This window comes from Nocardia sp. NPDC005998, from assembly GCF_040614395.1.
In the GTDB taxonomy this organism is placed as follows: domain Bacteria; phylum Actinomycetota; class Actinomycetes; order Mycobacteriales; family Mycobacteriaceae; genus Nocardia.
Window position 1 is genome coordinate 38,232 of the sequence record NZ_JBEXUI010000005.1, and the last position, 22,873, is coordinate 61,104.

The 22,873-nt window shown below is 66.5% G+C and carries 22 protein-coding genes; 7 read left to right on the plus strand and 15 right to left on the minus strand.

Annotation, left to right across the window (positions count from 1 at the left end; genetic code table 11):
* The first annotated feature begins 23 nt into the window (after positions 1 to 23).
* Positions 24 to 458, plus strand: coding sequence for a VOC family protein (locus ABZ293_RS10200; RefSeq protein ID WP_355179196.1), 435 nt, complete (start codon positions 24 to 26; stop codon positions 456 to 458).
* Positions 459 to 883: 425 nt separating this feature from the next.
* Here ABZ293_RS10200 and fahA read toward each other — a convergent pair whose 3' ends face one another.
* The 3 genes from fahA to ABZ293_RS10215 form a co-directional block, all read right to left on the minus strand.
* The gene (gene fahA / locus ABZ293_RS10205) at positions 884 to 2,065 is read right to left on the minus strand and encodes a fumarylacetoacetase (protein ID WP_355179198.1); all 1,182 of its coding nucleotides are present in this window, start codon (positions 2,063 to 2,065) and stop codon (positions 884 to 886) included.
* On the minus strand, positions 2,062 to 3,318 hold the full coding sequence (locus tag ABZ293_RS10210; protein WP_355179200.1) for a homogentisate 1,2-dioxygenase domain-containing protein: 1,257 nt from the start codon (positions 3,316 to 3,318) through the stop codon (positions 2,062 to 2,064). Before ABZ293_RS10210 ends, fahA begins: the two co-directional genes overlap by 4 nt.
* Before the next feature lie 191 nt (positions 3,319 to 3,509).
* The gene (locus ABZ293_RS10215; RefSeq protein WP_355179202.1) at positions 3,510 to 4,136 is read right to left on the minus strand and encodes a TetR/AcrR family transcriptional regulator; all 627 of its coding nucleotides are present in this window, start codon (positions 4,134 to 4,136) and stop codon (positions 3,510 to 3,512) included.
* 343 nt (positions 4,137 to 4,479) lie between these two features.
* Between ABZ293_RS10215 and ABZ293_RS10220 the strand changes: the two genes are divergently transcribed.
* Positions 4,480 to 5,061 carry a Uma2 family endonuclease gene (locus ABZ293_RS10220; RefSeq protein ID WP_355179204.1) on the plus strand — a complete coding sequence of 194 codons (582 nt, stop codon included), beginning with the start codon at positions 4,480 to 4,482 and terminating at the stop codon, positions 5,059 to 5,061.
* Positions 5,062 to 5,217: 156 nt separating this feature from the next.
* On the opposite strand, the gene ABZ293_RS10225 is transcribed toward ABZ293_RS10220, so the two are convergent.
* From ABZ293_RS10225 to ABZ293_RS10235, 3 genes are read right to left on the minus strand one after another with little or no spacing between them, the layout of a single operon-like run.
* Positions 5,218 to 6,033 (minus strand): exodeoxyribonuclease III, encoded by an 816-nt coding sequence (locus ABZ293_RS10225; RefSeq protein WP_354955501.1) that lies wholly within the window; start codon positions 6,031 to 6,033, stop codon positions 5,218 to 5,220.
* A 54-nt stretch (positions 6,034 to 6,087) separates the two neighbouring features.
* Positions 6,088 to 7,119 carry a GNAT family N-acetyltransferase gene (locus tag ABZ293_RS10230; protein WP_355179206.1) on the minus strand — a complete coding sequence of 344 codons (1,032 nt, stop codon included), beginning with the start codon at positions 7,117 to 7,119 and terminating at the stop codon, positions 6,088 to 6,090.
* Positions 7,112 to 7,702 (minus strand): peptide deformylase, encoded by a 591-nt coding sequence (locus tag ABZ293_RS10235; RefSeq protein WP_355179208.1) that lies wholly within the window; start codon positions 7,700 to 7,702, stop codon positions 7,112 to 7,114. Before ABZ293_RS10235 ends, ABZ293_RS10230 begins: the two co-directional genes overlap by 8 nt.
* Positions 7,703 to 7,881: 179 nt before the next feature.
* Here ABZ293_RS10235 and ABZ293_RS10240 point away from each other — a divergent pair, with 179 nt between their 5' ends.
* The 5 genes from ABZ293_RS10240 (at position 7,882) to ABZ293_RS10260 (ending at position 12,398) form a co-directional block, all read left to right on the plus strand.
* Positions 7,882 to 8,226, plus strand: a complete 345-nt coding sequence (locus ABZ293_RS10240) for a DUF3263 domain-containing protein (RefSeq protein WP_355179210.1) — start codon at positions 7,882 to 7,884, stop codon at positions 8,224 to 8,226.
* A 118-nt stretch (positions 8,227 to 8,344) separates the two neighbouring features.
* Positions 8,345 to 8,878 (plus strand): LytR C-terminal domain-containing protein, encoded by a 534-nt coding sequence (locus ABZ293_RS10245; RefSeq protein WP_355179612.1) that lies wholly within the window; start codon positions 8,345 to 8,347, stop codon positions 8,876 to 8,878.
* A 207-nt stretch (positions 8,879 to 9,085) separates the two neighbouring features.
* Positions 9,086 to 9,772 carry a superoxide dismutase family protein gene (locus tag ABZ293_RS10250; RefSeq protein ID WP_355179212.1) on the plus strand — a complete coding sequence of 229 codons (687 nt, stop codon included), beginning with the start codon at positions 9,086 to 9,088 and terminating at the stop codon, positions 9,770 to 9,772.
* 14 nt (positions 9,773 to 9,786) lie between these two features.
* Entirely contained in the window at positions 9,787 to 10,932 is a 1,146-nt protein-coding gene (locus ABZ293_RS10255) for a glutamate--cysteine ligase (protein ID WP_355179214.1), read from the plus strand.
* A gap of 161 nt (positions 10,933 to 11,093) precedes the next feature.
* Positions 11,094 to 12,398, plus strand: coding sequence for a DUF5933 domain-containing protein (locus ABZ293_RS10260; RefSeq protein WP_355179614.1), 1,305 nt, complete (start codon positions 11,094 to 11,096; stop codon positions 12,396 to 12,398).
* Between the two features lie 6 nt (positions 12,399 to 12,404).
* Here the strand turns inward: ABZ293_RS10260 and mnhG are convergent, their stop codons facing one another.
* From mnhG to ABZ293_RS10305, 9 genes are all read right to left on the minus strand, one after another.
* A complete protein-coding gene (gene mnhG / locus ABZ293_RS10265) occupies positions 12,405 to 12,737 on the minus strand; it encodes a monovalent cation/H(+) antiporter subunit G (RefSeq protein WP_354955513.1) in 333 nt (110 codons plus the stop codon).
* Positions 12,734 to 12,994 carry a monovalent cation/H+ antiporter complex subunit F gene (locus ABZ293_RS10270; RefSeq protein WP_355179216.1) on the minus strand — a complete coding sequence of 87 codons (261 nt, stop codon included), beginning with the start codon at positions 12,992 to 12,994 and terminating at the stop codon, positions 12,734 to 12,736. The genes mnhG and ABZ293_RS10270 overlap by 4 nt, the downstream gene beginning before the upstream one ends.
* Positions 12,991 to 13,566 (minus strand): Na+/H+ antiporter subunit E, encoded by a 576-nt coding sequence (locus ABZ293_RS10275; RefSeq protein WP_355179218.1) that lies wholly within the window; start codon positions 13,564 to 13,566, stop codon positions 12,991 to 12,993. The genes ABZ293_RS10270 and ABZ293_RS10275 overlap by 4 nt, the downstream gene beginning before the upstream one ends.
* 28 nt (positions 13,567 to 13,594) lie before the next feature.
* Positions 13,595 to 15,211, minus strand: coding sequence for a Na+/H+ antiporter subunit D (locus ABZ293_RS10280; RefSeq protein ID WP_355179220.1), 1,617 nt, complete (start codon positions 15,209 to 15,211; stop codon positions 13,595 to 13,597).
* Positions 15,208 to 15,591 (minus strand): Na(+)/H(+) antiporter subunit C, encoded by a 384-nt coding sequence (locus tag ABZ293_RS10285; protein ID WP_355179222.1) that lies wholly within the window; start codon positions 15,589 to 15,591, stop codon positions 15,208 to 15,210. Before ABZ293_RS10285 ends, ABZ293_RS10280 begins: the two co-directional genes overlap by 4 nt.
* On the minus strand, positions 15,588 to 18,440 hold the full coding sequence (locus ABZ293_RS10290) for a Na+/H+ antiporter subunit A (RefSeq protein ID WP_355179224.1): 2,853 nt from the start codon (positions 18,438 to 18,440) through the stop codon (positions 15,588 to 15,590). Before ABZ293_RS10290 ends, ABZ293_RS10285 begins: the two co-directional genes overlap by 4 nt.
* A 110-nt stretch (positions 18,441 to 18,550) precedes the next feature.
* The gene (locus ABZ293_RS10295) at positions 18,551 to 19,882 is read right to left on the minus strand and encodes a hypothetical protein (protein WP_355179226.1); all 1,332 of its coding nucleotides are present in this window, start codon (positions 19,880 to 19,882) and stop codon (positions 18,551 to 18,553) included.
* Between the two features lie 100 nt (positions 19,883 to 19,982).
* Positions 19,983 to 22,250: an AAA family ATPase gene (locus ABZ293_RS10300; RefSeq protein ID WP_355179228.1), complete on the minus strand. Its 2,268-nt coding sequence runs from the start codon at positions 22,248 to 22,250 to the stop codon at positions 19,983 to 19,985.
* 133 nt (positions 22,251 to 22,383) lie between these two features.
* On the minus strand, positions 22,384 to 22,830 hold the full coding sequence (locus tag ABZ293_RS10305) for a hypothetical protein (protein ID WP_355179230.1): 447 nt from the start codon (positions 22,828 to 22,830) through the stop codon (positions 22,384 to 22,386).
* Between the last annotated feature and the right edge of the window lie 43 nt (positions 22,831 to 22,873).

Here is a 22,873-nt window from a genome sequence, read left to right on the forward strand (position 1 = left end):
ATCGCCGACAGATTGGAGCCGTGATGGGCAAGGAGTTCCAGGTGACGTACGACTGTGCCGATCCCGGTGCGCAGGCGACGTTCTGGGCGGAGGCATTGGGCTATCACCTGCAGCCGCCGCCCGCGGGCTTTCCGGATTGGACGACCGCGCTGACTGCCTGGGGCGTACCGCCGGAGCATCACAACGACCGGTCGGCCATCCTCGATCCCGATGGCTCGGGGCCGCGGCTGTTCTTCCAGAAGGTGCCCGAACCGAAGACCGCGAAGAACCGTGTACACCTGGATATCCGCGCCGCGCCCGGTCTGACCGGCGACGAACGGATGACCGCGTTGGAAGCCGAGGCAACCCGGCTCGTCACGATCGGTGCAACGCGACTCAGCCGTATCGAGCCGGGCGGCTTGGACGCTGGTCACATCGTGCTCGCCGACCCGGAGGGCAACGAGTTCTGCCTGGACTGAAACACGATGAGCACTGGGTGTGAGCTCCTCCCCGACCGGTCCGGTATCCGGTCGGGGACGAGCGGCGCCGGGAGGTACAGCACAGGCGAATCGCATTGGCGCTAGCCACCATTGGCGGCATCTTCGAACTCGTCGCGGACTGGCTACACCATCACGACGACGGCGGCACTCCCGATATGATCGAGACACTCACCGAAGATCTGCGGCGTTTCATCGCCGTAGTCGATGCTGGCGTCCGAGTCGACGCAGCCACCCGGCCACCGCATCACTCCGCAAACCCACGCAGTCCCGCACGCCGCCACCTCGGTACTTTGCCGCATAACCATTGGCTACCTCGTAGGCCGTACCGCGTACGAGGTAGCCACGAGCTATGCGCCACTCGACCTGCCCTCGCGGTACCCGACGATCGCGCGCGTGGGATCGCGTTATGGTGCGTTGCGGGCATGCCAGATGCGACCGCGGACCTCGCCGAGGCCGATGCGATGCGAATTCGGACCCGGGGCCGAGGCGGTGATGACCACCTCGTCGCCATCCTCGAGGAAGGTGCGGTGCAGGCCGTTCACCGTGAGGGGTTCGGCTCCGCCCCAGGACAATTCGATGAACGAACCGCGCTGGTCGGGGACAGGTCCGGAGATGGTGCCCGAGGCGTAGAGGTCGCCGGTGCGGGTGGCGGCGCCATTCGCGGTGAGATGCGCCAGCATCTGCGCCGGTGACCAGTACATCCGGGCATACGGTGGGTGCGCGACGGTTTGGCCGTTCCAGCGCACGGCCAGATCGATATCGAATCCCCATGGCTGGCTGCCCCGCAGATAGGGCAGCGGCTGGGGCACTTGCTCCGGCAGCGGTATGCGGGCCTCCTCCAATGCGGCCAGCGGGGTGACCCAGGCCGACATTGACGTCGCGAAGGATTTGCCGAGGAAGGGGCCGAGCGGCTGATACTCCCAGGCCTGGATATCACGTGCGGACCAATCGTTAACCAGCGCGACGCCGAAGACGTGCTCGGCGAACTCGTCGATATCGATGGGGGTGCCCAGTTCGGAACCGACCCCGACCAGGAAGCCGAGCTCCGCCTCGATATCGAGACGCTGTGTCGGTCCGAAATCCGGTGTGCCGGATTGTGTTCGGCGTTGGCCGCGCGGGCGCACGATATCGGTGCCGGAGACCACCACGGTGCCGGCGCGTCCGTGATATCCGACCGGCAGATATCGCCAATTGGGCAGCAGCGGTTCGGAATCGGGACGGAACAGTCTGCCGAGGTTCGTCGCATGGTCGATGCTGGCGTAGAAGTCGACGTAATCGCCGATCTGCACCGGCAGCTCGGTCCGCACATCATGCAGTAGGTGCACGGCGGCCGTGGGCAATTCGGTATCGATCAGCTCGCGGATTCGGTTGCGCACCTCGCGCCAACGACGCGGTCCCTGCGCCATGAAGGCATTGAGGCTCGGCTCGGCGAATATCGGATCCTCCAGTGCCGCAGCCAGATCGATGACGTACTCGCTGATCCGGACGCCGACACGAAAATCCTCGCCCTCGGGTGCGAAGACCCCGTAGGGGAGATTGCGGGGGCCGAAGAGGTCGTCGTCGGCTACTTCGAGGCGGGTCTTCATGCGGGCCCACGACGCTGGTCCGCGTGCGGGCGCTGATCGGATCGCCGGTGTCCGTCGGACTGTGGTCCGCGACCCGACCAGGTCCACGCATATCCGGGATCCTCGCAGGCCAGCGCGCCCTCACCGAGTTCGAGCGGCCGGAACGTGTCGACCATGACCGCGAGTTCGTCGAAGAAGTCGATGCCGATACTGCGCTCGTACGCGCCCGGCTGCGGACCATGCGCATAGCCGCCGGGATGCACCGACACCGATCCCTGGCCGATGCCCGAACCCCTACGCGCCTCATAGTTTCCGCCGCAGTAGAACATGATTTCGTCGCTGTCGACATTGGAGTGGTAGTACGGCACCGGAATCGACAGCGGGTGGTAGTCGACCTTGCGCGGTACAAAATTGCACACCACGAAGTTGACGCCCTCGAAGGCCTGATGGGCGGGCGGCGGCTGGTGCACCCGGCCGGTGAGCGGTTCGAAATCGGAGATATTGAAGGTGAGCGGATACAGGCAGCCGTCCCAGCCGACCACATCGAAGGGATGCGTCGCGTAGATCATCCGAGTGCCGACCACGCGACCGCCGGGACGGTGTTTCACCAGCACCTCGATATCGGTTCCGGTGGCCATCAACGGCTGCGACGGGCCGTGTAGATCGCGCTCGCAGTACGGCGAATGTTCCAGCAGCTGACCGAATTTCGATAGATAGCGCTTGGGTGGCGTGATGTGGCCGGCCGCCTCGATGACATACGCGCGCAGCGGTTCCGGGCCGGTCGGTAACCAGCGGTGCGTGGTCGCCCGCGGAATCAGGACCTGGTCGCCCTGTCGGGCGGGGATGGTACCGAAGACCGTTTCGACAACGGCGGCACCGGATTCCACGTACACCAGCTCGTCGCCGATCGCATTGCGGTACAGCGGTGAGGCGCCCTTGGCCGCGACATAGGAGATCCGCACATCCGCATTCCCGAGCAGCACCCGTCGGCCGGTGACCGGATCGGTTTCGGCCGGAGTATCGCCGGGGAACAGCTGGTGCAGCCGCAGATGGCGATGGCGCAGTGGATGATTCGGGGTCAGGGACTGGTCCGGCAGCTCCCAGACCGTCGAGTCGACGATGGCAGGCGGCAGACCGCGGTGATAGAGCAGCGAGGAATCGCCGGAGAAGCCTTCCTCGCCCATCAGCTCTTCGTAATAGAGCTGTCCCTGGTCGTCTCGATGCTGCGTGTGCCGCTTCGGCGGCACCGCTCCCACCTGCCGATAAAACGCCATGACCGCACCTCCGCCGGACCGCTGGATATGCCCCCATCGTAGTGCCCGGTGGTGGGGTACAGGGCCGGATCGGTGGACATTTTGCCGGTCCAGGGCCGCCTTCTGCGGCATTCCGTCTAGTGATAGGGCTAACTGCTGAACAATTGTCGACCACCAGTCGGGCCAGTCTGGCGCAATCGGTGGCGTTTTGCTCAGGCGTGGCGCAGCGCGCGGTATACGGCCGAGCCGACGAATGCCCCGAGGCGCTGCGGATCCCAGTCGCCCTCGCCGGTGAGCAGGGTGCGCACCGCGCCCTCGCCCGCGGACACCCACAGTTCCACCAGCACCGGCAGTTTGTGGTCGGCGTCCGCGGTGCCCCATGCGCGCAGTGTCGGTCGCAGCAGTGTGGTGCAGCGCTCGACGGCGAGTTGGCGGCCGCGCCCGAATGAATCCGCAACGGCGGGATCGGGATTGCCGTACAGCAGTCGCCACGCATCGGGCCGATCGGCCGCCTTCTCCAGCAGTGCGCAGAAGCCGTCGATGAATACGGTCTCACCCGCATCGACATCGCGGGGCGGCAGCACCTCGAGCAGTCCGCCGATGAGAAAGCTCTCCTCGCGCTGGATCAGTGCCTCGATCAGTTCGACGCGATCCGGAAAGCAGGCGTACACCACGGGCCGGGTCACATTCATCCGTTCGGCGATCGCGGCCATGGTGACCGCCGCGATGCCGTGTTCGACGGCGATCGCCAGTGCGGTGTCGAGCACCTGGGGTCGGCGACGCTCGGGGCCCAAATGCTGAGCCCGCTGCCGTGGCCGCACCGCCGTCTCGCTACCCATGCGGACCAAGATATCAGCGCTGTACCGTGCGTTCACGCTGGTCCCGAGCCTGAGGATCGGGTTCCTACATCGGAGAACAATAATTCTACATTTGCGAATGAAGTCGCGTCCGAGCGCCCGAGCAGTGGACTCGGCCGAATTCGCTTCCGCGACTGCGACCGGTCTTCGAAAAGTTCGACCATGTGCCGAATGTCGCGGTCTTCCCGGAGCAGGCCCGCGCCTTCCAAACCCTGTTGACGACACAAATCGTTATCGGAGAGCGACTCGCCGCTCCGACAGCGATATCCTGGCGTTGTATTGGGTTTGACCTCCTGTTGTCCGTCGCGCCCCATATCGTTAGGACATGACCGCCGTGCAAGAGTCGCTCATGACGACCGAGGAGTTCGAGGAACTCGCCCGGGCGGCGGATCATATCGCTGAGGGTGTGCGGCTCGAGTTCATCAACGGGAAGCTGGGGGTCAAAGCAGTGCCGGACGGCGACCATGGCTGCATTATCGAGTGGTTGATCCGGGCCTGCCTACTTTTGCGACCCGACTTGTGGCTGTTCCAAGAACAGGGGCTGAAGGTCGACGCCTATCGAGCCGGAAGGGCTAGGCCGGATGGTGCATTGGCGCCGAGTGGCGTATTCGCCGGACAACCAGAATGGGCTGATCCGAGTCCTGTGGTGATGGTGGTCGAAGTGACTTCACACGATCAGGACACCGAGCGCCGGGATCGACAGGAGAAGCCGAAAGCCTATGCGAGCACCGGCATACCGATCTACTTGCTGATCGACCGCGAGTTGTGCGCGGTAGTCGTCCACAGTGAGCCCGTGGACGACCGTTACAAGCGCGTGGAGACCGTGTCATTCGGCGCAATGGTGAACCTCCCGAAGCCGCTCGATATCAAGTTGGACACCGAACCGCTGAAGGACTGGGTCCGCTGATCACGCGATCCACCTCACCGAATGACGACGGGTAACCACTGGAGACCGCATATCTGATCGGGTCACCGGCCAACGCTTGTCACCTGGAGCGATCTGTCGGACAGCTCGGGCCGGAGATACCGCGTGCCACGACCTCGTGGAATCCGGCGACGCCCCCTAGTCGGTGAATTCGGCGATTACCGGGGCGTGGTCGCTGGCGCCCTTGCCTTTTCGTTCCTCGCGGTCGACCAGGGCGTCCTTGGCGCGGGCGGTGAGGGCGGGGGAGCCGAGGATGAAGTCGATGCGCATGCCTTCTTTTCGGGGGAAGCGCAGCTGGGTGTAGTCCCAGTAGGTGTAGACGCCAGGGCCGGGGGCGAAGGGGCGCATGATGTCGGCGAAGCCGGTTTCGACAATGGCGTTGAAGGCGTCGCGTTCGGGCTGGGAGGTGTGGGTTTTATCGGCGAAGTATTCGACGGACCAGACATCGTCGTCGGTCGGCGCGATATTCCAGTCGCCGACCAGGGCTATCTGGGCCTGTGGATTGTCGGCGAGCCATTGGGCGCCGTTATCGCGCAGGGCGGCAAGCCATTCCAGTTTGTAGGTGTAGTGCGGGTCGTCGAGGGTGCGGCCATTGGGGACGTAGAGGCTCCAGACTCGGACCCCGCCGCAGGTCGCCCCGAGTGCGCGCGATTCCACGATCGGCGCGCTGATCAGCGATTCGCCCGCGTCCTTATCGAAGCCGGGCTGATTCGGGAAGGCGTCGGCCACATCGTCCAGGCCGATGCGGGAGGCGATGGCCACGCCGTTCCACTGGTTCAGCCCGATATGGGCGACCTCGTAGCCGAGTTCGTCGAAGCGCTCGAACGGGAACTGGTCATCACGGCATTTGGTTTCCTGCATCGCGAGCACATCGATGTCCTGGCGATCGAGGAAGTCCGCGACCCGGTCGAGGCGGGAGCGGATCGAATTGACGTTCCAGGTCGCGAGACGCACGGATGCCTTCCTTCACAATGGGTTATAGCTCTGTTCTACCGCAGGACCACTGGTTCAGCGAGGCCCGTCCGGCGTGGCGTAGCGGTAGGTGTGGTGGTCGAGGAAACCCAATTCGTGGTACACCGCGATGGCCACGGTGTTCTCGGCCTCGACCTGGAGGTAGGCGTGGGTGGCGCCGCGGTCGGCCCCCCAGCGGATCAGCTCCGCGCACAACAGCGACCCCAGTCCGTGTCTGCGGTGCTCGGCCGCCACCGCGACGCAGGTCAGACCGATCCAGCGGCGGCCATCCGGCGCGGTGGTGAGCGCGCCGCGGCCGATCGCGATGGGCCGGGGCAGGCCGAGCGAGGCGAATCCCACCTCGCCGTCGTGCACCGCCGTCAATACCTCGACCACCGGCGGTGTGGAAACCGCCTGTGCCGCAGGGTCTTCGCCGCCGTGCCGGTGCATCGATAGCCACGCGGCATCGGGCGCGGGTGCGATGCGCACCATCGGCGGTCCTTGCGGCAGTACGAAATTCTCGATATCGATGGCGAGCAGCCGGGTCTCCCGCAGACTGCGCCAGCCCGGCGGCAGTGGGGCGAGTCGATCGGGCAGTGCGAGTTGGACCGGTAGCCCGTGCGCGGTGTACCACTCGCCGATCCGCTGCAGCGTATCCACACCGAGCGCCGCCGGACCGTCCGAACTGCCGAGCGGCACAGCGGAATTGGCGCGGTTGGTGTATCCGTGCCCGGCACGCAACAGCCACCCGTCGATCCATGCCTGCTCGATTCCGGGCCAGCCATATGCCGCGGCGGCCTCCAGCGCGCGAATCTCCCTGGTGCGAATCGGCCTGGGCCCCAACGCTTTCATCGCCACCACGCGATCGGGGGCAACCGCGACGACCTGTCCGTCCGCGCCGCGCACCGTCGGCGGATCCAGTGAAACCAATTCGCCGATCACATCGGTGAGTGGTTGTGGATAACCCGCCGGCAACCGATACCGCAGTACAACGCGCCGACCCAGTTGGATATCGGGCAATGGCGAATCGCCCGGTTGGCCCGCCCGATCTGGTCGCTGCGCCGACTCCGCTGCCGAAGGATCAGTCATCGTGTCCGAACGGATCGGGCACCGTACCGGGAATCCAGCTGAGTCCCGGTGTGCCCCAACCGTTCCGCTTGATCGCCTTCTTCGCCGCGCGGGCGTTGCGGCCGATCAGCACATCCACATAGAGATAGCCGTCGAGATGTCCGACCTCGTGCTGCAGCATGCGGGCGAAGAAACCCTTGCCCTCGATATCGACCGGATTGCCGTGCTCATCGGTTCCGGTGACGCGCGCCCAGTCGGCGCGGCCGGTGGGGAACTGCTCGCCGGGCACCGACAGGCAGCCCTCGTCGTTATCGTCGGGGTCCGGCATGGTCTCCGGAATCTCCGAGGTCTCCAGCACCGGGTTGATCACCGCACCCTTGCGCCGTACGGTCGCACCCTTCTCATCGATATCGGGGCAGTCGTAGATGAACAGCCGCAACGGCACGCCGACCTGGTTGGCGGCCAGCCCGACGCCATTGGCGGCATCGAGCGTGTCGTGCATATCCGCGATCAGCTCGGCCAGCTCCTCCGGCGTCTGGGTGACCGGTTCGGTCGGATTGTGCAGTACGGGATCACCGACGATCACGATGGGGAGGATAGCCATGGCGTCAATTATTGCCGATGGCGTTCGCGCGCCCGACAACGCGTCGTTGCGACTCGCTACCGGCCGGTATGGACACGCCGCACCGAAGGTGGGGCAATCCCTCGAGCCCGTGGTTGAATGATCCGCGACGTATGAGCATCATTTTTCGTCTGGTGGTTCTTACTCGGCGAGGGAGCAAGATGGACGGCGCAGCGGCTCGGAATCTGTCCGCGATCCAGGACGGCCCTTCTGCGAGCGAAGATGTCACGGCCGCGCAGGTCGGCGATGGCAGTGACGGTCTCAGCCGTCGCGAGCACGACATTCTGGCCTTCGAACGGCAATGGTGGAAGTACGCCGGTGCCAAGGAAGAGGCCATTCGTGAGCTGTTCGGCATGTCGCCGACCAGGTACTACCAGGTGCTCAACGCGGTGGTGGACCGGCCGGAGGCGCTGGCCGCCGATCCCATGCTGGTGAAGCGGCTGCGGCGACTGCGGGCGAGCAGGCAGAAGGCCCGAGCCGCCCGGAGGCTCGGCTTCCAGGTATGACGCGCCGCCGTAAGAGCGGGCCCCGCGCAACGACCACAGGGCTCGGTTTGCGGATAGGGTCTTTTACGTGAGCAACTCGAATCCCACCCCCGGCGGGCCGCCGTTGCGCGCGCTGGCGATGGTGTTGATCGCGCTGGCCATCGTGTTCGCCGGACTCGGCGCGATGTCGTTATCGAGTTCGGACTCCGATACCTCGGGGGCGGGTGAATCCTCGACCGCGGCAATGGGGCAGACCACCGCAACCACGGGTCAGGCCGCGGCAACCACGACGGTCGCGGCAACCACGGCGGCCGCGACGACCACTCCGATGGCGTCGACCACAAAACCGGCCGCTACGTCGTCGACCACAACGCCGACGACGACCCCGTCGACCACAACGGCGAATCGCGCGGTGCCGGTGCGGGTTCTGAACAACAGCACGGTCGCCGGATTGGCCGGGCGCACGGCGAATGAGCTCACCGCAAACGGCTGGACGGTCGCCGAGGTCGGCAACTATCCCGGCCCGAATATCTCGAATACGACTGTGTACTACGGCAATAGCCCCGGTGAGAAAGAGGCCGCACTGGCCATTGCCGACGAACTGGGCGTGACCGCCGAGCCGCGAGCCGCCGGTTCGGGTTCGGGTGTCACGGTGGTTGTCACGGGCAACTGAGGTGTATCTCGGCCCGAGTGATGGGCCGGGAGGCGGTAGCCCGAGCGTGACCATGAGGTCCCAGGAGCGTCGCGAAATGAATACCGCCTCGCCGCGACACGGCCCTGTCACGGTACGACACGGCGGGCGTGGCATCATCTTGTCCGGTAACGAACGTGTCCACCCAGCTTTACTCGTAAACTCGGTACTCGTAAAGGAGTTCCCCCGATGGCCCCGTACACAACTCGTCGCCCGTCCTGGCGGACTGTGACCCCGGTGCTCGCTGTCGCGGTCTTCGGCCTTGCCGCCTGTTCGAACAGTCAGGAATCGAGCGAAGTCAAGGGAACAACGCCCCCGGTGTGGACGGGTGCTTCCGCCCCGCCCGCGGGCGAGTTCGGCACTGAGACGGGCGCCCCGAACGCGAACCCGGGGGTGAAGGTCGACCTGAAAGACCCCGCTGGCGCCTCGGTCGCCGTCGCGAATATCACCAAGGACGGTAACCACCTGCAGGTCAGCGTCGAGGCGCATGGTTTGCGTCCGGGCTTTCACGGCCTGCACATCCACCAGGTCGGCAAGTGCGAGCCGAATTCGGTCGCGCCCACCGGCGGTCCCGCGGGTGACTTCCTCTCCGCCGGTGGCCACCTGCAGGTCGGCAGTGCCAATGCGCATCCGGCCAGCGGCGATTTGACCTCGCTCGAGGTCCGTGCGGACGGTTCGGCCAAGCTGGTCACCACCACTGATGCGGTGACCCTGGACGACATCAAGGGCAAGGCCCTGATGATCCACGCCGACGCCGACAACTTCGGCAATATCCCCAATCGTTATGTCCGCGCCGACGGTGTCGCGGGTCCGGACGAGACCACTCTTGCGACCGGCGACGCGGGTGGCCGCGTCGCTTGCGGCGTCATCCAGTAGCAAGGTTCACCGATATGGCCGGGACAGCAATCGCGCGGGTTCCCTTCCCAGGCTCGCCCCGGCCCACTATCGGTATCGAATGGGAGATCGCACTCGTCGACAAGGTGACCCGCGATCTGTCGAATACCGCTGCGGCCGTATTCGATTCGCTCGGCGAGCTGCGTGCCTATGACGGCACACCGCAGGTCACCAAGGAATTGCTGCGCAATACGGTCGAACTCGTCACCGGTGTGCACAACTCGGTCGGCGAGGCGGTCGATGATCTGCGCGGCACCATGGATACCGTGCGCCGTGCCGCCGATCCGCTCGGCGTCGATCTGTTCTGTGCGGGCACCCATCCGTTTGCCCAGTGGTCGGCCCAACAGCTCACGCGCTCAGCGCATTACGACGAGCTGATCGATCGCACCCAGTGGTGGGGCCGCCAGATGATGATCTGGGGCGTGCATGTGCACGTCGGAGTCTCGCACCGCGAGAAGGTCTTTCCGATTCTGAACTCGCTGCTGCTGTCGTATCCGCACCTGCTGTCGCTGTCCGCGTCCTCGCCGATGTGGGCCGGTGCGGATACCGGTTATGCGAGCAACCGGACGCTGATGTTCCAGCAGCTGCCGACCGCCGGTCTGCCGTTCCAATTCGAAAACTGGACGCAGTTCGAGCATTTCGTGCACGACCAGATGAAGACCGGGGTCTTCGAGCAGCTCGGCGGCATGCACTGGGATATCCGGCCGGCGCCGAAATGGGGCACCATCGAGGTGCGGGTCTGCGATGGGATTTCGACCCGCGCGGAGCTGGCGGCCATGGCCGCGCTGATCCACTGCCTGATCGTCGACCTCGATCAGCGTCTCGAGAACGGTGAAGTGCTGCCGTCCATTCCGCCGTGGCATGTCCAGGAGAACAAGTGGCGGGCCGCCCGCTACGGCCTGGACGCGATCGTCATTGTCGATGACGACAGCAACGAGCGATTGGTCACCGACGATCTGACGGATCTGCTGCACCGGCTGGAGCCGACCGCCAAGCGGCTGGGATGTGCGGACGAACTCGCGCTCGTGGCGGAGATCCCGCAGCGCGGTGCGTCCTATCAGCGCCAGCGCAAAGTGGCCGCGAGCACACAGGGTGATCTGGTCGCGGTCGTCGATGCCCTGGTCAAGGAGCTGGACCAGTAGTTCGGCCGGGGTGAACGGTCGGCTGACGTTCAGTTGGCCAGGGGGATGGCGTTCATCCCCCGTTTACTATGGTCGATGTGCTTGTCGAAGATCCGGGTCAACGCGTAGCGATAGCTCGCAAAGCGCTCGAAAAGGACAGCCGTGGCAGCCGCATCGAGCGGGTGCGCGCGCTACGCTCGCGGATCTGGGTGGTGGCCGCGATCGCGGCGGTGCCGGTGCTGCTCATCGCCCTGCAGCTGGGTTCGATCGGGCACGATTTCGAGGGTCCGCTCGGCAGTCTGTGGCACGACTACGTCGGTACGCCCAAGTCCATGTCGGTGCCGTGGGCCGGACTGATCCTGGCCCTGGTCGGAATCTCCCAGCGCCGCAGGATGATCGCGGTCGGCATCGCGGCGGGTATCGATGCGGTGTGGGCGGGTATTCGACTGCTCAGCGGTGCATCGTTCGCCATCGGCAATGGTCCGACCATTGTGCTGACCGGTCTGGCGCTGGTCGCGGGATTGCGCTGGCGCGGGGTCGAGCGGCGCAATGCGCTGCACGCCGCCGCCCTCGGCGCACTGCTGGTCCTGGCCACCAAGGTCGGTGATGTGTGGCTGCACGTTACGGTGGTCAGCCGCCCACAGGTCTACGACGTCTATGTGGCGCTCGCCGACCACGCGCTCGGTGATCCGTCCTGGGTGATGGGTCGGGTGGTGGACGCACTCGGACCGGCCGTCTACGCGGTACTGCACTGGGTCTATATCGAACTTCCGGTGGCAGCGATCGTTGTCGCGGTGTGGCAGCTGCGCCGGGTGGTTTCGACCGGTATTTGGCCGAGTCACTATCTGGTGCGCACCTTCCTGGTGCTCGGACTGCTCGGCCCGGTCATCTATGTGATCTTCCCGGTGGTCGGTCCGATGTTCGCCTTCGGCGCGGACGGCCACGGCCTGCAGGTGGGCAACTTCTGGCCCGGTGTCATCCCACCGGTCGACCGCAATCCGGCGCCGATGCCCTTCGACGCCTTCACACCGCGCAACTGCATGCCCTCCATGCACACCGCATGGGCGCTGTCGGTTTTTCTGCACACCCGCCGCGACACCGACGGTTCCCGCGCTCCGCTGTGGTTGCGCTGCCTCGGCGCGTTCTGGCTGCTCGCGACATTGACCGCGACCCTCGGCTTCGGCTACCACTACGGCGTCGACCTGGTCGCGGGCGCGGTGCTGTGCCTGACCGTCGACTCCGTGCTGCGCGATCCCGAACGCGGTTGGGGCTGGTTCCGCGTGCGGCTGGTCCTGTTCGGCGCGGCGATCCTCGGCACACTGCTGCTGGCCTTCCGCTATCTCGCGGTCTCGATGGCCGAATATCCCGTGCTGGCCGGGACTGTCGTACTCGCGCTGCTGGCCGCCATGGCCGCCGCATTCCACGCGACCTGGTTCGCCGTGGTGCCGGTGAGCGCGGCCGAGGAGCCGATTCCGGTCCGATCCTGATGCGGCTCAGCGGGTGTCGTCGGGCAGTTCATTGACGCGCCGCAGCCCGTCACGGTAGCGCTGTTCCCGGTAGGCGGTGCGGCCGATCAAGTGGGCGATCACCGGGGCGGTGAGCAGGGTGAACAGGCCGACCAGCACCAGCAGCCCGATATTGCCGTGGCCGCGCAATTGGATCGCCGTGCCCGCCAGCACCAGGACCAGACCGACCACCTGAGGTTTGGTGGCGGCGTGCATGCGCGAGAGGGTGTCGGGGAAGCGCACGATGGCAATGGATGCGGTCAGTGCGAGTGTCGCGCCGGTCAGGATGAGGGCTCCGGCGGCCAAGTGCCACAGGTTCATACGTCATCCCTGACCCGGAATCGGGAGACCGCGGCCGAGCCGAGGAAGCCGACCAGGGCCAGCGCCACGATCGCCGGCACGACCGTGGTGTCGTCGGTGTATGCGGCCCAGACCGCGAGTCCGGAGGCGGCGATGGCCATCAGCGCGTCGATGCCGACGACCCGGTCCAGGGTGTCCGGTCCGGCGAGTATGCGGTAGCTGACGAGTACGGCGGCGACCGTCAGCATGATGCCCGCCACCATGGCGACAACGATCACGATTCCACCTCCGGATCGGAAGTTCTACTGGCCGAACGCCATTCGGCGGGGCGCTCGAACGACGAGATGAGCAGCCGCTCCAGCCGCCGGGTGGTCCGGTAGAACGTATCGACCGCCGCCTCGCTGCTCACATCCAGCACATGCACGTAGATGGCACAGCGCTGACGGTCGATCTCCAGCACCATCGTGCCGGGGATCAGATTGAGCACGTCGGCGCACAACACCAGCACCAGATCCGATCGCATACTCAAATTCACCCGGAGCACGCCGGAGACCGGCGGTGGCGCCGGACGCACCGCGAACCAGGCCACCTGCAGGCTGGATTCCAGCGCGTAATACGCACTGACAATGATCAATTCGGCCAGCGACACCGGATGCAACCGCCCGGATACCGGGACCCGGGGCAGCGGCAAGGTCAGCATGATCAATGCGCCGACGCCGAGTCCGGCCAAGACGTTGCCGACACTGAGATCGCCCCAGAGCATCAACCAGACGATCGTCAGCCACAGCAGCACGCCGATCCGCACCGCCGTCGCCCGGCTGGGCAGCAAGCGTGCCGCGCCGGTACTCATAACCGCACCACGCATAGGCTTCGCTCGCTCATCGGATCGGCCCCTTGATCACTTTGCCGTGTTCGGACGAACTGCCGAGCACCGCACCGACATACACCGTGGGATCGCTCAGGTCCGTTGCCGCTCGATCGGCAATGCGCAGGACCGGACCGGCGAATATGGTCAGACAGAGACCGGCCACCACGAGTGCTGTCGTCGACAGCACCATCAGCAGCGGCATCCGTCCGGGATCGGTGCGCTCGTCATAGCGCACATCGGTCGAATCCTCCACCAGGGTCGGCGGTTTCGCCGCGGTGAGATGCCCCTCGGGTGCCTCGGCGCGCGGCCGCCAGAACGCCTTGCTCCACACCCGCGCGACGGCATACAGCGTGAGCAGACTGGTCACCACCGAACCCCCGACCAGCACCCAGGCCAGTACGCTGCCATCCGCCGCGCCCGCCTGCAATAGGGCGACCTTGCCGATGAATCCCGAAAACGGCGGTATGCCACCGAGATTCAAGGCGGGCACCAGGAACAGGATGGCCAGCAGCGGACTCGCCGTCGCCAAACCACCGAGTCGGCGCAGCGATACCGAGCCCGCCTGCCGCTCGATCAGGCCGACCACCAGGAACAGTGCGGTCTGCACCAGAATGTGGTGCGCCACATAGAACACCGCGCCGGACAGTCCGGCGGCGGTGGAAAGTCCGATGCCGAACACCATGTACCCGATATGGCTCACCAGCGTGAACGACAGCAGCCGTCGGATATCGCTCTGCGCGATCGCGCCCAATATGCCGATCAGCATGGTGAGCAGGCCGCAGACGAGCAGTATGTCGTCGAAGCCGCCGTCGGGGAACAATAGCGTGTGGGTCCGGATGATCGCGTACACGCCGACTTTTGTCAGCAGGCCCGCGAATACGGCGGTTACCGGGGCGGGAGCGGCGGGATAGGAGTCGGGCAGCCAGTTCGACAGCGGGAAGACCGCCGCCTTGATGCCGAAGGCGACCAGCAGCACCGCGTAGACGGCCATCCGAATGCCATTGGGCGCCTCGCCCATTCGCACGGCCAGCTGGGCCAGATTCAGTGTTCCGGTGGTCGCGTAGGCCAGCGCGATACCGGTCAGGAAGATCAGCGACGACACCATCGAGACCATCACGTATGCGATACCCGCCCGGATCCGGTCCGCGGTCGCGCCGACGGTGAGCAGCACAAAGGATGCGGCGAGCAGGATTTCGAAGCCGACGAACAGGTTGAACAGATCGCCGGCCAGGAAGGCGGCCGAAACACCCGCGGTGAGTACGAGATAGGTGGGCCGATAGATCGAGGTCGGCTGCCGCTCGTCACCGTCGCGAATATTCTGGCCCGCAGCGTAGGTCGAGACCGCGAGCAAGACGATCGCGGAGACGAGCAGCATTGCCGCGGAGAGCCGGTCGACCACCAGCGTAATGCCGATCGGCGTGGCCCAGCCGCCGACCTGTAGGGCGGTGGTGCCATCGCGGTCGACCAGATACAACAGCATCGCGCAGATGACGACCACGGCGGCGAGCGCGCCCAACATCAGCGTGCGCTGGATGTGGGGCCGTCGTCCGAACACCAATGTGCCCGCGGCCCCGAGCAATGGCACCAGGACCGGCAGCGGTGCGAGCGTGGTCAGCGGATCGCTCAATGCTCCGGATCCTCGCCCTCGCGCCGGGCGGCGACCTCGACGTCCGCCGGTTCGTTCTGCACGTTCTCGGTGGTGGTGAGGATGTAGGAGCGATAGGCGAGCGCGAGCACGAAGGCCGCCAGGCCCATGGTGATCACGATGGCGGTGAGCATCATCGCTTGCGCCAGCGGATCGGCCATCTCCTGGCCAGCCTGGTCGGCCTCGCCGCGGATGGGTGGTCGCCCGTGCGGCCCGCCGACGGTGAGGATCAGCAGATTCACCGCATTGCCGAACAGGATCATGCCCAGCAGCATTTTCGACACCGCACGTTCGAGGATCAGGTAGACCCCGCACGCGACGAGAATCCCGATCAGGATCAGCAGGGTCAGATTCACGCTCACTGGAAACCTCCTCGCGGCGAGGCGGATTCGTCCTCGGCGCTGGCAAGTTCGCTGTCCAGCCGGGCGCCCAGGCTGCGCAGCACGTCCAGGACCAGGCCGACCACGATCAAATAGACACCGAGATCGAACAGCAGTGCGGTCACCACCTTGACGTGCCCGATCACCGGCAGCGTCACCTGCAGCAGCGCCGAGGACAGCGGCGGCGCGCCGACCAGCAGCGAGGCGGCCGCGGTTCCGGCGGCCAGCGCAAGTCCGGCGCCGAGCAGATGTCCCGCGTCGACGGGTAGTGCCTCGCCGAGTTCATAGCGGCCACCCGCGAGATAGCGCAGCGTCAGCGCGAGTCCGGCGGTGAGCCCGCCCGCGAAACCGCCGCCGGGGGCATTGTGGCCGGAGAAGAAGAAGTACACCGACAGCACCATGATGGTCGGAAAGACCAACCGGGTGGTGATCTGCAGGACCATCGATCGGTAGCGCCGATCCACCAACCGGCCCGCGGGGAGCCAGCTCACCAGGTCCGGATCGTAGTTCGGGGCATCCACCGCGCGCGGGGCGCTGCCGAAGCGCCGATGGCGGAATACCAGCGACGCGACACCGGTCGCCGCCACGACGAGCACCGAGATCTCGCCCAGGGTGTCCCAGGCCCGGATATCGACCAGCAGGACATTGACCGCGTTCTTGCCGCCCCCGAATGTGTATGCGGCATCGGGGATCAGGTGCCAGATGGGTTCGGTCGAGCGCGCGGCGATGGCGAAGGCGGCCAGCACCGCCACCGTCGCACCGACCAGCACGGACAGGATGGCCCTGCGCACTTTGAATGCGGCTGTCCGGCTCGCTTCGATCTCGGCAGGAAACGCGCGCAGTACCAGCACGAAGAACACCAGAGTCAGTGTTTCGACCAGGAATTGGGTGAGCGCCAGATCGGGCGCACCGTGCAGCGCGAAGATCACACCGCAGCCGTAGCCGGTGACACCGACAACCAACACGCTGGCCAATCGGTTGCGCAGCACGGTCGCGCACAACGCCATGGCGACCATGATCGCGGCGATTGCCGCCTGGAACGGCGAATCCCACGGGCGCAGGCGAATACCGGTGCGGGTACCGACCGCGAGCAGCACCGCAGGCAGCAGGATCAGCGTCACCAGGATCGCCGCCTGACTCAGCGGCAGCGAACCGCGCTGTACGGCACCGGTCATCCGCAGCGACAGCCGGTCCATGCCCCGCAGGGTGGCGTCGTAGGCGCGGTCGGCATTACCGAGCAGAGTCGCGGATTCGCCGATGCGACCGCGCATGCGGAACAACACGATGCCCGCGCAGATGACCAGAATTGTCAGTGCCAGTGGGGTATTGAACCCGTGCCAGAGTGCTAGATGCGAGTTGAGCACGCCGGGAAGGGTTTTCGCATAGGGGTTCAGCAGCCGATCCAGCCATGGTGCGACAAGGCCGGCGACCAGGCTGCCGACCGCGAGCAACGCGGGCGCGCCCAGCAATGTCGCGCCCGGCGCATGCCAGTGACCGCGCCCGTGCGAACCGCTATCGGCATCCGGCGCCAGGGGCGGTAGCCCCTTGTCCGCGAAGGCGCCCCAGATGAATCGGATGCTGTAGCCGACCGTCAATATGGATCCGAGCACCACGCCGGCGGTCAGCACCAACCTGGCGGGTTCGGCGAGGATATCCGCGTCCAGGAGCGCGCCGAGCGCGCTCTCCTTGCCGACGAATCCGAGCAGTGGCGGTATTCCGGCCATGCTGAGCGCGGCGAGCACGGCGACCGCGCGCAGCACCGGAGCCCGACGACCCAGCCCCGACAACTCCCGCAGATCGCGCGTCCCGGCCCCGTGGTCGATGATCCCGACCACCATGAACAAACACGCCTTGAAAAGCGCGTGCGCCACGATCAATGCCGCTCCGGCCAAGGCCGCATCGGGTGTGCCGATCCCGACCAACAGGATCAGCAACCCCAACTGGCTCACCGTCCCGAAGGCGAGCACCAGCTTCAGATCGGTCACCTGCAGCGACCGCAACCCCGCGAGCACCATCGACGCCACGCCGAGGGTGAGGATCAGCGGATGCCAGGCCGGGCTACCGGCGAACGCCGGTGCGAGCCTGGCAACCAGATACACACCCGCCTTCACCATGGCCGCCGCATGCAGATACGCGCTGACCGGTGTCGGTGCCGCCATCGCGCCCGGCAGCCAGAAGTGCAGCGGCACGATGGCCGATTTGCTCAACGCCCCGACCAGCAGCAGCACCACCGCGACCGTCGCCGCGCCGCCCGTCGGCGGCCCGGCCAGCAGATCCGACAGCAGATAACTGCCGCCGACCTGCCCCAGGATGACGATCCCGACCAGCATCGCCAGCCCACCCGCGCCGGTCACCAACAGCGCCTGAATCGCCGCCCGTCGACTGACGGCCTGTTCGGCGTTGTGGCCGACCAATAGGAAAGACAGCACCGTCGTCATTTCCCAGAAGACGAAGAGCAGCAACATATTATCGCTGGTGACCAGCCCGAACATGGCCGCGGCGAAGGCGACCAGCTGTGCGGCGAATACCCCGAGCCGGGGTTCGTCGTCCTCGAAATACCGGGCGCAATAGACCAGAATCAGCGCTCCGATGCCGAGTACCAGCGCGGACATGATCGCGGCCAGCGTGTCGAAGCGCAGATCGATGTTCATCTCGATACTCGGCGCCCAGCCGACCCGAACCCGCTGCGTACTACCCCAATTCGCGATCACCCAGCCGAGGCAGCCGAACGGCACCAGTGCGAGTACATAGAAACCGTTGCGTCCCAACATTCGCACGCACATGGGAGCGGCCAGTGCGGCCATCGCGAGCGCGAGCAGGATTGCGAGCAAACTGCACTCCGGCGGGTAGGTGCGGCGGCGTGATGCGAATGATGTTACCCAGGACCTGGGACTTTCATCGGCCGAGCGGGTATGGCGTATGCCATCTCCGCGCGATTGGGCTATATGTCCGCTACTGATTCGCCTGCAACGGGGTGGTCCGGTTTCGGTCGGCTGCGCGGCCGGATTCGGCGCAGTACCACCAGACCGAGGGCCGAGCCACAGACGATGGCGAGCGCAGTCCGGCCCGCCAGCGTTTGGTGGTTGGCACTCCCGGCCGGTGGCCATTCGGCGGAGTCGTGCGGCAGTGCGGTGATTATCGAGGGCAGATACAGCGCCGCGATCGCGAGTACGCCGCTCGGCGCGTAGCGGGGCCAGGCGGCGCCGCAACAGTAACCGGCCGCAAGGGCGACAATGGCGCTGCTGGCCGCGATCACAAAGCCCTGGTTGTTGGCCGATTTCACCATCGCGAATACCGCGAGCCCGGCGATCAGCGAGATGGCGATGAACATCGAGGGCAGGCGGCGCCCTACCAGCAGCCCGAGCGCAGTGAGCACGAGTAGCGCGGCGATACTCCAACCGGGCCTCGAGTCACCGCCGACCGCGTCGGCGGCGGCGACCAGACTCACCGCGAGATACACCCCGGACCCGTCCCGGCCGGGCAGCAGCATGGCCGCGGCAGTGGCGGCGATGAGGGTCGCGGCCACCGCCATCCCGATCTCGACCGCGTGACCGACATCGGGTGCGTGCTGATACTGCCGCGCCAGCCATTCGGTAACCGCCAGGATCACCAGTGCCAGCACCATCGAGGCCAGGATCGGCGTCACCGGAAGTTCGATAACCGTCGTCAGTGAACTCGGATGCTTGGGCTGGGATCGGTTGCGCAGCGTACTGAAGATGAGCAACACCACCGCCACCCCGAGCAGCCAGCGCGGCGGTGTCTCCAGCACCGAATACGGATCGCCGTCGGTGGTCTCCAATAATTCGGCCAAATCGCCGTAGACGAAGAATCCCGCGCCGCCGATCGCGAATCCGGCTGCCGGACCCGGTCGTCGGAGTACCGCGGCGCCCAGTGCGCCGAGCAGCACTCCGGCCAGGATCGAATCCAGATAGTTCTGCGTGGTCAGCGTGTCGGCCGAGGAAACATGGCGTCCGACAAAGTGGTTGATATCCATGCTGAACGCGGCGCCGAGCGCCACCGCCCACGCCACCATCGGCTTGCTGTAGGTGGTCACCAGCACCGCGACGACGACCGCCACGATCACCCCGATCGCGGCCCCGCGCGGAACGCTGTTGTTGAGGCTGGCGAGCCGATACGGCGAGGTCTCCACGGTCCAGCTGAAGTTGATCGGCAGGAACATCGCGACGCCCGCGACCGCAGCCCCGAGGCAGGCCGTGATCGTGTCGACCGCATTGCCGATCTTGTGCACCTCGTCGAACTTACTCGCGCTCAACCCGGGATCTTGTGATTACGCCCACATCGCATGGACATGTCGGATTTGCTGAAACCCCAGGAAGATGCCGATTACCGGGGTTTGTGTCCATCGATAACGGCTATCGCCGGCTATCGGCGTACCGGCGCAGTGACTCGACCTGATCGGCATCGAGTGACGGCCGCACCACCGCCGCGGCGGCGGCGATATCCGCGGCGGTGACATCGGCGGCCGCCACATCGCGGCGCATGGCGGCCAATGCGGCCTCGCGCAGCAGGGCACTGCAATCGGCCGCGGAATAGCCGTCCAAGTCGGCGGCGAGCGCGGCGAGGTCGACATCGGCGGCCAGCGGCACCGACTTTCCGGCGGCTCGCAGGATTTCCAGTCGGGCGTCGGCATCCGGCGGCGGCACGAAGATCAGGCGTTCCAGGCGACCGGGCCGCAGCAGTGCCGGATCGATCAGTTCTGGGCGATTTGTCGCGCCGAGGACCACCACATCACGCAGCGGTTCCACACCGTCGAGTTCGGTGAGCAGTGCCGCGACCACGCGATCGCCGACACCGGAATCACTGCTCTGACCGCGGCGCGGCGCGAGCGCGTCCACCTCGTCCAAGAAGATCAGCGATGGTGCGGAATCGCGTGCGCGCTGGAACAATTCGCGCACCGCGCGTTCGGATGCGCCGACCCATTTGTCCATCAACTCCGCACCCTTGACCGCGTGCACGCTGAGCTGGCCGGTACCCGCAAGCGCGCGCACCAGGAACGTTTTGCCGCAGCCGGGCGGGCCGTAGAGCAGTACGCCGCGCGGTGGATGGATGCCGAGGCGCGCGAACGAATCCGGGTGACGCAGCGGCCACAGCACCGTTTCGGTCAGTGCCGCTTTGGTCTCGACCATATCGCCGACGTCATCGAGACCGAGGCTGCCGATCGCGAGTTCCTCTGTGCCGGAACGCGATAGCGGCCGGATCACCTCGGTGGCGCCGAGCAGATCCGCCTGCGTCAGCTCCGGCTCCGAATGCTGTTTACTGGCTCGCGATGCCGCCCGCAGCGCCGCCTCCCGGCACAGCGCGGCCAAATCCGAGACCACGAATCCCGGTGTGCGCGCTGATATTTCGTCGAGCTTCAGATCCGTGGTCGGCACCTTGCGCAGCAACTGCTCCAGCAGCGCCTTGCGCACCGCCGCGGTCGGCAGCGTGAGTGCGAGCTCGCGATCGCAGAGATCCGGCGCCCGCAGTCGCGGATCGATACCGGCCGGATGCGCCGTGGTGGCGAGGAAGGCGACGACGGGTGCGGCGACGGCCGCGCGCAGCTGATCCAGGATGAGGGTGGCGACCGGTTCGGCCGGTGCGGGCAATAGGGCGTCGATATCGGTGATGAGCAGGATTCCGCCACGTCCGGAACAGATTTCGGCCACCGCGGCGGCGACCTCGCGCAACCGCGCGCCGCTCTCGGCCGCGCCGACCGTCGGGCCGTCCAGTTCGACGATGCGCCGTGGCGCGGCCACCGCGCGTGCCACGGTGGCCTTGCCGACCCCGGCCGGACCGGTGATCAATACCCCGAGATGGGGGGTGGCGCCGAGGGCCTTCAGCAGCTCCGGTTCATCGAGTGCGAGGCTGAGCCATTCCTGTAGTTTCGCGGCCTGCCCGTGCGCCCCTGCCAGATCCTCGACCGGGATGGCGGATGCACCGATCGTCGTACCCCAGCCCGCGCCCGCGCCGTCGGTCGCGGCCATGGTCTGCATGGCCGCGGCCTCGGTGACGCCGCGGGCGGTCTCACCGGTCGGGCTCGGTATCCCGGCCGCTGCCCGATCGGCGGAATCCCGGGCCGCCACCGCACCCGCACCCCATACGACCGCGGTATTCGGCTGCACGCTCACCGGAGCGCGTCCGGGATCGGTCGCGGTGACGGTCAGCAGTTCGGTGGTCCACGCAATGCCGAAGGTGCGCGAAAGTGCCTGGGTGGCAGCCGAAGAGCTGATATCGGGGCCGAGATCGCGGGGGAGCAGCGATACCGCGTCGCCGACGGTCACCACCTTGCCGAGCAGTGCCTGCCGCAGCGTCGCCGCCGGAATGGTCCTGGTGGCATGGACCGAACCGCTCACCGAGATCTGTCTGGCGCCGTAGACCGTCGCGGGTGACACCACCACATTCGCGTCCTCGCGCAGTCCGGCATTGGACAGCGTGACGTCATCCAGCAGCGCCACCCCGGCCGGTGTGCCGGCCGGGGCCACCCCGACCACCGCCGCGGTGCGCCGCGACCCGACCAGCGCGATCCCGTCCCACTCCCGCAGCCCGAGCGCGGTCAGCGCCTCCGGATGCAGTCGGACCACCCCGCGCCTGGCATCGGCGGCGGAGGGGTTCAGTCGCGCGGTGAGCGCCAGTTCTGCCACCGTGCCATTCTGCCCGCGCGCGCGTGCGGTTGGCGCCGGACTGTCGGATCGATGGCTGGACGTGCGGAAAGTCGGCGGCCGAGTGCCTCGGTCCGCTGATTTCGCCCGGCAATCAACCTTTGTGAATGTTCTCCTACTTGTCCTTTTCGACGATCCCGGCGGCCACCGCGACCGGGGTGTCAGCGTAGGTGGGGGCCAGGCACACGAGTTTGGCGGTGCCGAGGGCGACATTCGGGCTGCCCTCGAACGCACTGCCCGGATTCTCCGCGAGCACCTTCTCGATCAGCGTCTTTTCCTCGGTGCTGTCCAACTTCTTGAACTCACCGCAGCTCGTGCTGGACGCCGGGCCGAGCGAGGAATTGCTCGCCGTGGTCTTGGTGGTGGTCGGTGCGTCGGCGCTCGCGGTCGGTGCGGTACCGGTCGGGTGCGCGGCCGTGGTGCTCGCGGGCGTACTCGTACCCGTCGTGCCCTTGCGCAGACCGTTTGCGTCGGTACTGGAATCGTCCGAACTGCCACATCCGGCCAGCGCGAAGACCACCGCCCCGGTGGCCAGGGCGATGGCGGTAACTCGCTTGATCACGTGCGTTCCCCGGTAACTCGCGGCACCGGAGTCTCCGGCGCGT